The organism is Shewanella donghaensis (genome assembly GCF_007567505.1).
Lineage (GTDB): Bacteria > Pseudomonadota > Gammaproteobacteria > Enterobacterales > Shewanellaceae > Shewanella > Shewanella donghaensis.
This window is the reverse complement of sequence record NZ_CP041783.1, coordinates 107,540-121,534: the sequence shown is the minus strand read 5'-3', so window position 1 is coordinate 121,534 and position 13,995 is coordinate 107,540. Positions and strand designations below refer to the sequence as shown.

The following is a 13,995-nucleotide window of genomic DNA, read 5'->3' as shown; positions in this document are numbered from 1 at the left end:
ACTATTTGAGCCTGCGAGTTTATTTTCTCAGCATCTAATATGCTGCTTAAAAACTTCCTGTAGCTACAAATAAAGTCAAATCGAAGAGGTAACAATTCCGGTGTAAGCGCGGCAGTGACCGTCCATGACAAGGCTAAGTTTCACAGTGTGCAACGCTCTGAGCGAGAGGCAAGTAAATGCATCATATAAGCTAGCCTGACTTGCTGTCAGGCTCATGCTATTTCTCTGTTCTTACTATTTATAAATAAACTAAAGTACGTATTTAGCAGAAAACATCACGCGATTAAGTTCGCCTTCAATACCGTTTTCTTTGCTATTTTTAGCGTACATATATTCAACACCCACAGTTAAGGGTTTCACGGGTGAATAAAGTAAATTCACATAGCCAGAATATGAGTCTTTATTAACATTTTCGCCCATCAAGCTGACATCATTATCCGCGCTAAATGCTGATGCTGTCACACTGGTTCGCCATTGGTCATTCCACCAATGGCGATATGCAATAAAGCCACCATAAGAGGTAATCGCCTCAATATCGCCATCGGCATCGATAACTCCCGCATTAACATAATTAAGCGCCATATATCGGCCAAGACCTTCACCGTAAGTCGCAGTAAATTTAATATCATCTGCACCTACGGGTAAAATACCGCTAAAACTGACGCCGTAACCCATAGCCGTTGAATCAAATTGAGTATCGCTAATGCGCGTTTCAATCTTAAGTTGCCTTGCAATACCAGCAACAGACAATTTAGCACCAGCCTCTGTTTTGAAGTTATAGCGGGCAACAACATCAGGTACCATGCCACTACCACTGACAATTCGGCTAGCGCTTTGGTAATCATTTAAGGTTGTTTCTGGATTTTCTACCGAAAATTGAAAACCGCCATTGGTATAGCGTATTTGAGTTTGGCGCACAAATGGGGTGCCTTCTGCAGCACCAACAAAATCAAGGTTCTCAGGTAAAGCGGCTGGGTTTTGAAAAGTGGTCCATGATTGACCAACAGTCCAATTATCAAAACTCACAAAAGCATGGCGAATACGTGGCGAATAGCTGTTTGACACACGTTCGTTACCGTCAGCATGAGTCATAAAATCCAGCTCGATAAAGCCGGTTAACTTATGGTCATTAATATCTGTAATCGTTTTAAAGTTAAATCGCGTTTCTCTCGCCTGAAAATCGACCACCTGATTGCCGTTACCCTCTACGCCATATATTGTCCCAGGTACATAAAACTGTCTAGAAATCGACCCAGAATCGGGAGCACCATTACTATAATCACTAAACATAGTGTCGACTTTAATGTAACCACCAAAGTGTACATCGGTATTTTCAATAACTGACGCGTTTGCACCTGTCACTGAAAGCGCACTAGCGACCAATACTCCAATTAAACTCAATCCTATTTTAGTATTATTAAATTGACTATTTTCCGAGTTGTTATTGATTCCGAATAAACGTTTTTTCATCACATCACCATTATTTTTATTGTTAAAAAAACCTTCTCTAATAATTGGGGCTTTAAAGAAGGTGCCTTACCTAGAAACTATGTGTAATCAATGATGTGATCATAAAACTGGAACCAATTCCAAAACGAGGGTTGCTATAGGGTTTACAAAAAACACCTAAACTGTAATCAATAAGTTAAATCTTGGTTCCATAATTGTATTTAAAGTGACAGCGGTTGCATTTTGGCATTAATGCCAAAATGTGGACTAACGCTTATTAAACATAGAAGTGAATCTAATGAGGATTGACTGGTAACTTTTAGACTTTTAGACTTTTAGAGAGCATTTTATTGCGCTGTTGTACCAACCTTTACCGGTGAAACAAGTTGTGTTTCATCAACGGTTTTTTAAGCGCTATTTTAGGAAGGTTAAGATGGGTCTGTTTATTTCTAAACTTCGTTTAGATTAATGATTAGATCAAAGTCGTGGTGCTTCGCCCACACCAGAGCCAAGGGGAAAAGCGCTTGTCCCCCTTAACAATCCCTCAGCGCCCCAGACGAAAAATGCTGAAAGGCGCATGATTTTCGATGGGGATTAATCCAGCTTTTAACTTCGTTTGTAGATGGCTTTGGCCATTGTCGAAAAAACCTAACGCTTCCGATGGGCCTTCCCTGGCCCAACGAAAGCTAGCTTGGCATCCATGCCAAGATCACGGTCTTTTCTCGATGACCTCAATTAAAGTTGAGCCAGAGACAAAAAGATATTCAACTTTTTTCGCTGTTACTAATCGCAATATATAAAGTTAAATCGAAGAGATGAAAATTCCGGTGTAGATGCAGCAGCGAGCTTCCAAAACAGGGACGTTTTGGCAGAGCTTACACGGATGTACTTGCAGCGTCTCGCAGTTGTATCTGCACATAAGCCTGCGGCAGGCAATAAGTTAAAATGAAGCTATTTGTTTCCCATAACCTAACCAATACAATTACGGTAACTTACCTATGCCCCCAAAAAGTTGATAATTGAAAAGTTAATTATGGGTGTCACAAATAATTAAAGTTTTGTATGGCTTTTAGTTTAACCCACTGCAACAGTTTGATTTATAAGAACAAATAATATAAGGTGAATATAAAGATTTAAGTAAGCTTTGTTATTAATAAAAAAGCAGAGAAACATATAAAACAATGCTGTTTAAAGTAATCAAACTGGAGTAAAAAAATGCCAAATGTTAATTTGGACGCGTTAATTTCTCGTGAAGATTTTGAAGTAATCGAAAGTAATTCAAGAGCATCATCTTTTAATCAAAATGTTAGTGTTAAAGACTTAGAAAGAGGTGAATTTTTTTATGCTGGGTTAAGAAAACCGGATTTTCAACGTGAAACATCTGATTGGACTGATGATCAACTATGTGAATTTATTCAAAGTTTTATTGATGGAGACCTTATTCCCGCTGTCATTTTGTGGAACTCTGGCCCTTACAACTTTGTAATAGATGGTGCACATCGATTAGGTGCATTAATCTCTTGGATTAATGATGACTACGGTGATGGTGCACTTTCTCAAAAATTTTTTAATAATGATATAGATGAAGAACAAAAAGATATTGCAAATAAAACAAGAGAAAAAATAAATAACTCTGTAAAGTCATATAGTGAATATAAAAATGCGATTTCAGATAGTTCCAACTGCGATAGGGAAATACTCGAGAAAGCTCTTAGCTTAGGAAGAACTTCTATACAACTACAATGGGTGACTGGTGGAGCAGAAAAAGCTGAGCTTTCTTTTTTCAAAATAAACCAAAAAGCATCAAAAATTAACGATACTGAAATTGAATTACTAAAATCACGTAGAAAAGCTTTCGCAATAACATCGAGAGCGATAATTAGAGCTGGGACAGGACACCAATATTGGTCCAAGTTTGATTCTATTATTATGAAAGACATTGAACGCTTAGCAAAAGAAATTCACAGTTTAATATTTCTTCCTAAGACTCCTGGGACAATAAGAACACTTGACTTACCTTTAATAAAGAAACATAACTCACCTCAAACTAATAGTTTCATATTTGACTTGGTAAAAAAATGTAACGACGTTCCAACTAATACGAATAAAATATCTGATGACGAGGATGGGATTTTAACTGTTCAGTATCTAAAAAAGGTTCGTAAATTTCTAAATAGGATTAATTCTTCACATCCTTCTTCATTAGGCTTACATCCTTTAGTCTATTTTTATAATAAACGTGGTAACCATATATATTCTGCAATTCTCGCATGGGTTGATGTGATTAAGAACGTTGAGAAGTCAGCACAAACATTAAACTCTTTTACTGTTATCCGATACGACTTAGAAAAGTTCCTTATTAAATATAAGCATTTCATTTCGGGAGTCAATGCTAAATATGGAAGCGGAACAAAGAGTTATAAACACATATCTAAAATTTACATATTGGTTATTAGCCAGTTACAGAAACAAGAATTAGAAAAAACAATCGTTGACTCAATTTTAAATGAATACGGTTTTCTGAGTGAGTTAGATGAAATTAATATCACATCTACAAGGTTTTCTATGGACGTAAAATCACAAATATACATTCAAGAAACATTACCTAAGAGCTCTACCTGTTCCCATTGTCGAGGTTTAATTCACCAAAATTCAATTTCTTTTGACCACATCATACGAAAACAAGATGGCGGTACAGGGAATCCTAATAATGGAGCTTTGATGCATCCATATTGCAATACATCAGCGAAAAACTAACATTTCTAATATTATCTAAAACGGTAAAACAGTTAATTTTACCAACGAATGCTTATAGCATTTGGTTGGTAAATTAGCGCTTAAACCCTCGATGTGATAAAAGCCTTTCAAACCTAATAACAACCTCTTAGAATGGTTTTTATCATCATTTGTAGAGTCGATTAATGCTTAGATTAATTCAATCAAATCAGATGGAAGTTCTTTCTGAACAGCTGTCTAAAATGTTAGCAATTCCATTGGATAACGCTAATTTGCTCGCAAATGAACATATATTGGTACAAAGTCCGGGGATGTCGACTTGGCTGCGCTTAGAAGTGGCCAAATATAATGGTATCGCTGCAGCCCTTTCCTTTCCGCTGCCTTCAAGTTTTACCTGGCAGTTATGCCATGAACTGTTGCCAGATGTGCCTAAAGACAATGCCTTTACTAAAGCGGCGATGACGTGGAAGTTAATGGATTTATTACCGCCATTACTTGATGACCCAGATTTTGCCCCGCTGCAAGCCTATTTAGCCCCTGTTGAAAATCAGCACGCCAATAACACTGATGAAGCGCTACCTTATGTGCAAGCGGGCAGTTTTGATGCGATTAAGCTGTATCAATTATGTGGCCGTATTGCTGATATTTTTGATCAATACTTGGTGTATCGCCCTGAGTGGATTTTAGCTTGGGAGCAAAATGAGCAGCCACTAAAGCTGGAAGAAAACCAGCGCTGGCAGCCTAAGCTCTGGTGTGCGCTGATTGAATATAACCAGCACCACCTTCATGCCAGTACTTACCATCGCGCTAACTTACATCAACATTTGATTGCGGCGCTGCAAAACCCTGAAACGGTGATTAAGTCACTGCCTGAGCGTTTATTTGTGTTTGGTATTTCTTCTATGCCGCCACAAACCTTGCAAGTGCTTTACCACTTAGCTGAACGCATTGAAGTGATTATGTTCTCCTTGAGTCCGTGTCAGCACTATTGGGGCGATATTGTTGACCCTAAAGCCCGCGCGCGAATGGCGCTGCAATACAGCGACAGAAAACAGCTGGGTGAGGATTGGGAAAACAAGCTTGAGGTGGGTAATCCGATACTGGCTAACAATGGCAAGATGGGCCGTGAATTACTGGATTTAATGCTCGAACTGCCGCCAGAACATACTGACTTTAGTTACGACTGTTATATTGAACCCGATCAATCGCCTGACAGTTTAAACCTGCTGCAAGGGGTGCAATACGATATTCTGCAAATGGAAACCCTAGGCCAAGCTCTTGGCCCTGATGCTACGCTTTATCAAAATGTCAGTAATAGACGCTCACTCAAGCAGCAAGACCAATCCATTACCTTACGCAGTTGCCATAGTCCGCTACGCGAAGTCGAAACCCTGCACGATCATTTACTCGAATTGCTGTCAACCAATGCGAATGACAATGGTAAAGAGTCACTAAAACCCAAAGATATCGTGGTGATGATGCCCGATGTGGCGGCTTATGCGCCTTATATTGATGCGGTGTTTGGCACCAGTAATAGCGGTTTACATAGAAGTAATGACGATTCAGGCAAAGCAGCCAACTACTATATTCCTTATGCGATTGCGGATAGAGGCGCGGCCCAAGAGTCACCACTAATTAACAGCTTTCTAAATTTACTCAATATTAACCAAAGCCGTTTTGGCCTCACTGACATTATCAGTATTCTCGAAGTCCCAGCGATTTTACGCAAGTTTCAGCTTGATGATGATGCCCTACAACTCATTAGACGTTGGCTAGATGATGCCAATGTGCGTTGGGGGCGAGATGAAAAAACCAGATTACAACAAGGGGTTCCGGCATTTAAGCAGAACTCTTGGGCATTTGGTATTAGCCGCTTAATTCAAGGTTACGCCTTTAACGATGAATCAGCGCTGTATCATGACTCCCTGTTAGTTCAAGGGGTTGAAGGACAATCGGCGCAAATCCTTGGTTACTTACTCAACTTCTTAGAAGCCATTGATGAGTACCAACTGCAACTGGCTAGCCAATGTCCAACCCTTGAACGTATTGAGCAGTTACAAGGTTTATTAGAGGTGTTCTTTGATGCTGATGATGACGAACGAGAACAAGTTCAAACCATTCGCGAAGCCTTAGTCACCTTAAGCACTGAACTTGAAGATGCGGGTCATCAAGGTGAACTCGATGTTGAAGTGCTCAAGCAATGGTTTAATCAAAACCTTAATGAATCTCGAGTTGGTCAACGCTACCTTGCCGGTAGTGTTAACTTTTGTACCTTGATGCCGATGCGCTCAATTCCTTTTAAAGTGGTGTGTTTACTAGGTATGAATGACGGGGTTTATCCACGAGTACAGCATCCTGTTGGTTTTGACTTAATGGCCCACAATGGCGCCATTAAGGGTGACCGTTCACGTCGATTAGACGATCGTTACTTGTTTTTAGAAGCCTTATTATCCGCTAGAGAGCAATTTTATATCAGCTACATTGGGCACTCTGAGCGGGATAATGCTGAGCGTATCCCTTCTATGCTGGTGTCTGAATTAACCGAGTATTGTCAACTGTGTTATTTTGCCGACTACTTTTTTAATAAACAGAGTGCGTTTAATAAAGAAAATGGCAATAACCAAGAGCTGGAACTAGAACTAGAACTAGAAAATCGCCAAGGCTTACGCCAAACCATTGCAGTCAGTGATGCCGATAAGGCGCTATTAACTCATTTGATACAGCAACAACCTTTGCAGCCTTTTGACGCCAAACTGTTCACCCCAAGAGATGCCAATGACCATCAAGATAAACATGTTCTGCAGCAAAGTTATAATCATCAATGGTGTCCACCTAATGCAAGCGATGCCAAAGCCTTACGTAATAACAGCCGCTTCTTTAACTCTGCAGCGCCGTTAGATTTATCCGCTGATGACAACTTACTTGAAGCACTATCAGGCCAAGACTTACAGATGCAAGTCATCGAAGTCTCTGCCCTATTACGATTTTTTAGAAGTCCGGCGCAATTCTTTTTTAATCGCAGCCTAAAAATTGATTTCAATTTACGCATTCAAGCTGACGATAATGATGAGCCATTTAACTTAGATGCCTTAGAGCGCTATAAACTGCAATCAGCACTGATTGATAGCGCCGTTAATAATCAACTTGAACATGCGGATGTGGCGTTCATTAATCAACTTAAAGCCAGTGGTAGTCTACCGATGGCGCCATTTGATGATGTACTACTCAACCGCTATCAAAATGACATTAAATACGTGATTGGTAGAGTGCTGTATCTGACTGGCGACATGAAGCACAGTCAAGAAGTGGATATTGATTTAGTGTTTGAAGGGCTGTGCAGCTCTCAAATCTCCGATACCACTAAGATCAATCTTATTGGTCGCATCGATGATATTTACGCAAAAGGGCAAATCAATTATCGCCCTGGCACGGCCCATGGCCGAGATTTCATCAGGGTTTATTTACGTCACTTATGCCTCAATGCTGCAGGAATCGATAAACATAGCTACCTGCTGGATATTGGTCACTTCCATGCATTTACCGCGATTACAGCAGGATCTGCTCAGCAATTATTACAACAATTCATTCAGGCTTATCTCAATGGCCAAGCGCAGCCGTTATGCTTTATGCCACGTACCGCACTGGCCTATGTAGAAACTGATGGTGACCATGTGGAAAAACTCCGTGCAGCTCAAGCATTATGGCTAGATGAACAGTCTGGTTTTGGTGAAGGTAACGACCCCCATAACCGCCGCTTATTTAGTTTCCCAGAGGACTTTAGTGAAGATGAATTTGGTAAAACAGCCGCCATGTTATTACAACCCATGCTGAGTATTTATCACAAAGGCACCCTCGCCGAGCTTGATGAATATGTTAACCAAACGCTCAACGTATCAAGTTCATCAGGGGAGCAAGCTTAATGACTCAATTACAGAACGATGACATCACTAACGTTGAAGCTGCTAGCTCTGAAACTAATAATTCAGAAACAAATAGCTCAAAATTAGAAAATAAAGTCATTAAACTGGATCCACTGACGCTACCTTTTGCCGGTTCAAGCTTAATTGAAGCCAGTGCCGGAACCGGAAAAACCTACACCATTTCGGGGCTATATTTACGGCTATTATTGGGTGATAAAGACAAAGCCCCGCTGACTTGTGAGCAAATATTGGTTGTGACCTTCACCAATGCCGCCACTGAAGAGCTGCGGGATAGAATTCGTAAACGGATTCAAATTGCCTTTAAATGCTTTATTGGTTTAGACACCAATGATGAATTTGTAGAAGCTTTATACCGACAAGTACCCGAGTCTGAGCGAGCTATTGCCCTTAGACGCTTAGATCTGGCATTAAAGTCCCTTGATGAGTCAGCCATTTTTACCATTCATGGTTTTTGTCAGCGAATTTTATCTGACATGGCTTTTGAGTCATCGCTATTATTTGAATCAGAATTCACCCTCGATGACAGTGAGTTTTTACACCATGCGGTGCGCGATTTTTGGCGCGAGGTGTGCTATCCGCTGCCGCAAGTATTAGCCCAGGTGATTGATAACGAGTTTGGCGACCCTGACACGCTTGCATGGCAACTCAAACCACTACTTGGCGCCACACAAGCTCAAATATCGTTTGCGCCTAAAGACTTTGGCAAATTATCCGATGAGCTAATACAAAGCCTTGCGCGATTTAAAATACGCTGGCCAAAAGACAGTGAAACCGAATTAGAGTTACTCCACAGCCTGCCGCTCAATGGCGCTCGATTTGGCAAAAAAGCCGACAACTATCCCAAGCTTGCGGTGATGTTAGATCGCTTAACCAACTGGGTTGCCTCTGGTCATGGTTTACCGCCAGTCAAAGATTTAGAGATGTTGGCGCTTTCAGGGTTAAAACTTAATAAAGGCGGCACTGTACCGACCCCATCTGAAGCGCCCTTATTGGATCATATTGAACGTTTATTTGAGCTAATAAACCAGATAAAACCGGCCTTTTTAATCCGTGCTCGTGACGGTATACGTCTGCGGTTTATGCTGCAAAAAGCCCAACGCAACTTAATGACCCCAGATGATCTATTGATCACCTTGGCAGCAGCCCTTGAATCAGGAACTGGATCAGAAGCTGAATCAGAAGCTGATGCTGAGTCATCAACAGCGCACCATTTAGCCAAAGCGATTGCGACGCGCTTTCCGGTAGCACTCATTGACGAATTCCAAGATACCGACCCGCTGCAATTCAACATTTTCTCAGCCATTTACCAGCAGCAAGCACAACATGATGGTTTGAGCTTATTAATGATTGGCGATCCAAAACAGGCCATTTATGCCTTTCGCGGCGCAGATATACACACTTATATCCATGCCCGTAAGCAAACTAAAGCGCACTATAATCTCGAAACCAATTACCGTTCATCCACAGCATTAGTCAACGGCGTTAACCAACTATTTAGCCAACATAAAGACCCGTTCATCAGCGATGCGATTCCATACGATGTGGTCAATACCCCTGCGAGTGCTGACAATAAAAGGCTCACCGAAGCCAATGACAATCAATCAGCGCTGCGGATAAAACTGTTATCAGAAGATGAAAATGGTTTAAACAAAACCACTGCGCGTCATGTACTTGCAAATGATGCCGCCAGTGAAATAAAACGCTTATTAACTGAAGCGCAAACTAATCAATGCCACATGAATGGCAAACCACTAATTGCCAAAGATATCGCGGTATTAGTACGAGATAAAAACGAAGCCTCGGTGATTAAACAAGCGCTGAGTGATCGTAATATCGGCGCAGTATTTTTAAGTCGAGATAGCGTATTCAATACCCAAGAAGCCTTTGAACTGGCCATTATCTTGCGCGCCATAGCCAGCCCCAAAGACGAGCGTTGCCTACGAGCAGCATTAGCCACTGAGTTAATGGGTTATAGCGCTCAAAAAATTCATCTGTTCAACCAAGATGAAGAGCAGCGACAATTTTTACTCGACCAATTCGCTGACTGGCATCAAACCTGGGTTAAGCGCGGCATCATGCCAGCGTTGTTGAGTTTGGCTAACCAAACTCAACTGATTAAGCGCTATTTATCTAAACAGCTTTCTAGTTTTTCAGCTAACTCAAGTGCCAAGTCAACAACTGATAACCAAGCTGAATCAAGCCTAGATAGCGTGCCTGAAAGTGGTGAACGCCGACTAACTGACTTCCGCCACCTGTGTGAGCTTTTACAACAAAAAGCCACTGAACTTGATGGTAGCAGCGCATTAATGAATTGGTTTGAGCAACAACTGATTGATGCTCAAGGTAATGATGAACAACAGTTACGTCTTGAAAGCGAACAGAACCTGGTTCAAATTGTCACCATTCATAAAAGTAAGGGACTTGAATACCCTGTATGTATGGTGCCTTTTATTAGTTTAGCCCGGGACAATCGCCGCAAGCCTGCACCTATGCTTTACCATCAAGATGAACAGTTGATCTGGGATGTTGAAGGCAGCAAAGAAGGTTGGGAGCAATTCAAACAAGAGAATCTAGCTGAAGATTTACGACTTTTATATGTAGCCCTCACTCGCCCTGTTTATGTGTGCTACTTGTACATTGCTAACCACAGCCGCATGCTTAAAGCGGGGGTAAGTAGTCACTTATACGAAACCGCCATTGGTTACTTATTGGGTGTTATCAGTAAGGACTGCGATTTTGAGCAACTGTCACAAAAAGCCCAAGCGATTAAAACCAGTGGCGCCGATATCGATGCCATCAGCATTGATATTATTGAAGATATTGATGAATCGGTATTAACTGAGATCAATAATAACCAACAGCAACTGGCCGCGAAACGCTTACAACGTGATTACCATACGCCATGGCGAGTCGGCAGTTACTCAGGTTTAGTCAAACACCTCGCCCATGAAAAAGTCGCGCCAGGTGCTGACGATGAAGACTTTAGTCAAGAAACGCTGCCACAATTTGAAACGGCAACCGACATAAACCCATTTGATACTGATGTTGAAGATAACGCGATTAATCGTTTTACCTTCGAGCGCGGCGCCAATGCAGGTAGCTTCATGCATTTAGTCTTAGAGCTGTTTGATTTCACCAATGCGGATGTGGAATTGCCTGAAGCATTACCCAAGGCCATGGATCAATATGGTTTTGATAAAGAGATTTGGACAGATACCTTAATCGAGTGGTATCAGCAAATATTACATAGTCCCCTCATTACAGGTAATGCCGCGCAAGATAACCAGCTGCTAAACCATCAAGGTTTACCACTGACATTAGCCCAGCTAACCCCTGAACAAAAATTGGTGGAGATGGAGTTTTATCTGCCAATTAATCAATTAAAAGCCCAGCAGCTTAATCAGTTATTACAACAATACGGCTACGATTCAGGACTTGAATTTGACGAGCTACAAGGCATGTTAAAAGGCTTTATCGATTTAACCTTTGAGTATAAAGGACAATATTTTATTGCTGATTATAAATCTAACCATTTGGGTGATGATTTAACTTGTTATGACCATGATGCGATGGCAACAGCCATTAGTAGCCACCGTTATAATCTGCAATATATTCTTTATACCTTGGCACTGCATCGTTACTTGTCACTGCGAATGCCAAGTTATGATTATCAGCGCCATATCGGCGGCAGTTTTTACCTTTTCTTACGTGGTATGAGCCCTGAAGCCGCCGGAGCTGGAATATTTTTTGATAAACCGCCTTTGGCATTAATCACTGATTTAGATGCACTATTTACAAACAACAATGCATTGGAGCAAAAATAATGATCACCCTTAGCGCTCCAATGACACAGTTACTTAAAAATTGGCAACAACAAGGGTTAATTACCCCATTAGATCGTCACTTTGCCCTTGAAATGGCCAGCTCTCAGCTCGCTCAAGTTGATACCACTGATGATGCTGACAACGAGTTTTTATTATTAATCTGTGCGCTATTAAGCCAGCAACTATCTAGCCAACATAGCTGCTTAGTTATCGATAATATCGATCTGAATAACCCTTTTTGCGAACAAGAGTCCCATTGCCAGTTAACAATGACCCACCAGCAACTTAGTGTCGCTATTGAAGCATTAGCCTGTGTTGGCCAGCCTGATGAAAATCAGCCATTGATTGTTGAGCACAATCGGTTGTACTTAAATAAGTATTATCACTTTGAAACCCAAGTGGCGGCGCGATTAAACCAATTGGCACAAGTAAACTTAACTGTTGATACTGCGACGTTACCACAATATTTAAATGACTTGTTCGACGAAAAAACCGATGTAAATAACACAAGCAATGCTATTAGCCAAAGCACTAGCATCAACTGGCAAAAGGTCGCCACAGCAACGGCGCTAACCAAAGCCTTAGCGGTGATTACTGGCGGCCCCGGCACAGGTAAAACCACCACGGTCACCAAGCTATTATTGCTACTGTTAACCCAATCAGCATTAACCATCCGACTGGTTGCGCCAACGGGTAAAGCAGCTGCGCGATTAAGTGAATCCATTAAAGCCTCTAAAGCCAGATTAGTTAAACAAGTTGAAGCGACCGGTAAACAAGAGCTCATTGATGCGCTCAGTAAAATCCCGGAAGAAGCTGCTACGCTGCACCGTTTGTTGGGAGTGATCCCTAACTCACATTTATTTAGGCACCATAAAGATAACCCATTGAGGTTAGATTTATTAGTAGTCGATGAAGCATCAATGGTGGATTTACCCATGATGCATAAACTATTAAGTGCCCTGCCTCAAAAGGCACGACTGATATTATTGGGCGATCAAGACCAACTAGCATCCGTTGAAGCGGGCGCAGTATTAGCTGATATTTGTGCAGGGTTAAAAGTAACTGACATCCAAAGTCAACTGCCGTCCTCCATGGCAACAGCATCACCATGGCGAATGCGTTATTCGGCTCAACAAGCACTGCTATTGCAACAATTAACCCAACAAGACACTGGCCAATTTACACATAACAACCCGATGCTGGGCGATAATTTATGTATGTTAATGCACAGCCATCGCTTTAAAGGAGATGGCGGCATTGGCTTGTTAGCCAATGCGGTTAACTACGTCGACATCAAGGGAATTCGCCGCGAATGGCGACATGGTCATCAAGAACTCACTTGGATTGAGCATCAAGCTGACAACCAAAGCTTAGCGTTATTACAAGCTGCTGTAGCGGCTTATGCAGAGTATTTACAAAAGGTACTCGATAACCAGTATGCCTATTCAGAACAGTTAACAGCGGTGAATAACGCCGAAGACATCATCAATACCTTTAACAAATTTCGTATCCTTTGCGCTATGCGATCCGGTGAGTTTGGCGTCGATGGCATGAACCTAGCCATTACCAATGTGCTCAAACAGAATCAGTGGATTAAACCCACTCAAGAGTTTTACCTTGGCAGACCGATTATTATTCAAAGTAATGATTACAACTTAGGCTTGTTTAACGGTGATATTGGTTTGATATTACAAGATGAACACAAGCCAGAAAGGTTAATGGCCTACTTCGTTAAAGCCGATGGCAGCTTGTTGAAAGTACAACCTGCAAGACTCCCAAATCACGACAGCTGCTTTGCGATGACCGTACATAAAAGCCAAGGCAGTGAGTTTGAAAAAGTCGCCTTTGTGTTGCCACAAAAACCCAGTAATGCCCAGTGGCAGCTACTCACTAAAGAGTTGGTTTATACCGCGATCACCCGCGCCAAAGAGCATTTTATTTGCTTAGGCACACCTTACGTATTTGAGCGTGCCAGCAAACAGGTGACATCGCGGGCATCAGGTTTAGCGCTGAGATTATGGGGCGAAGATCTGCATTAAGATTGC

General features: G+C 41.6%; 5 protein-coding genes. 4 read left to right on the top strand and 1 reads right to left on the bottom strand.

Translation table 11 applies throughout. The annotated features are described in order from the left end of the window. Positions 1-249: 249 nt before the first annotated feature. Positions 250-1,470, bottom strand: coding sequence for a DcaP family trimeric outer membrane transporter (locus FPK91_RS00480; RefSeq protein WP_227006646.1), 1,221 nt, complete (start codon positions 1,468-1,470; stop codon positions 250-252). Positions 1,471-2,664: 1,194 nt separating this feature from the next. On the opposite strand from FPK91_RS00480, the gene FPK91_RS00475 reads away from it, so the two are divergent. From FPK91_RS00475 to recD, 4 genes are all read left to right on the top strand, one after another. Then, positions 2,665-4,206, top strand: coding sequence for an HNH endonuclease (locus FPK91_RS00475; RefSeq protein WP_144206671.1), 1,542 nt, complete (start codon positions 2,665-2,667; stop codon positions 4,204-4,206). Between the two features lie 164 nt (positions 4,207-4,370). Then, positions 4,371-8,105, top strand: coding sequence for an exodeoxyribonuclease V subunit gamma (recC, locus tag FPK91_RS00470; RefSeq protein ID WP_144206669.1), 3,735 nt, complete (start codon positions 4,371-4,373; stop codon positions 8,103-8,105). Then, positions 8,105-11,950, top strand: coding sequence for an exodeoxyribonuclease V subunit beta (gene recB / locus FPK91_RS00465; RefSeq protein WP_144206667.1), 3,846 nt, complete (start codon positions 8,105-8,107; stop codon positions 11,948-11,950). Before recC ends, recB begins: the two co-directional genes overlap by 1 nt. Beyond that, positions 11,950-13,989 carry an exodeoxyribonuclease V subunit alpha gene (gene recD / locus FPK91_RS00460; RefSeq protein WP_144206665.1) on the top strand — a complete coding sequence of 680 codons (2,040 nt, stop codon included), beginning with the start codon at positions 11,950-11,952 and terminating at the stop codon, positions 13,987-13,989. Before recB ends, recD begins: the two co-directional genes overlap by 1 nt. Positions 13,990-13,995 lie beyond the last annotated feature (6 nt).

Excerpts from the sequence above, each read along its gene's own strand:
- FPK91_RS00480 (WP_227006646.1), bottom strand. The coding sequence starts at position 1,470 with ATGAAAAAACGTTTATTCGGAATCAATAACAACTCGGAAAATAGTCAA.
- FPK91_RS00475 (WP_144206671.1), top strand. The coding sequence starts at position 2,665 with ATGCCAAATGTTAATTTGGACGCGTTAATTTCTCGTGAAGATTTTGAA.
- recC (WP_144206669.1), top strand. The coding sequence starts at position 4,371 with ATGCTTAGATTAATTCAATCAAATCAGATGGAAGTTCTTTCTGAACAG.
- recB (WP_144206667.1), top strand. The coding sequence starts at position 8,105 with ATGACTCAATTACAGAACGATGACATCACTAACGTTGAAGCTGCTAGC.
- recD (WP_144206665.1), top strand. The coding sequence starts at position 11,950 with ATGATCACCCTTAGCGCTCCAATGACACAGTTACTTAAAAATTGGCAA.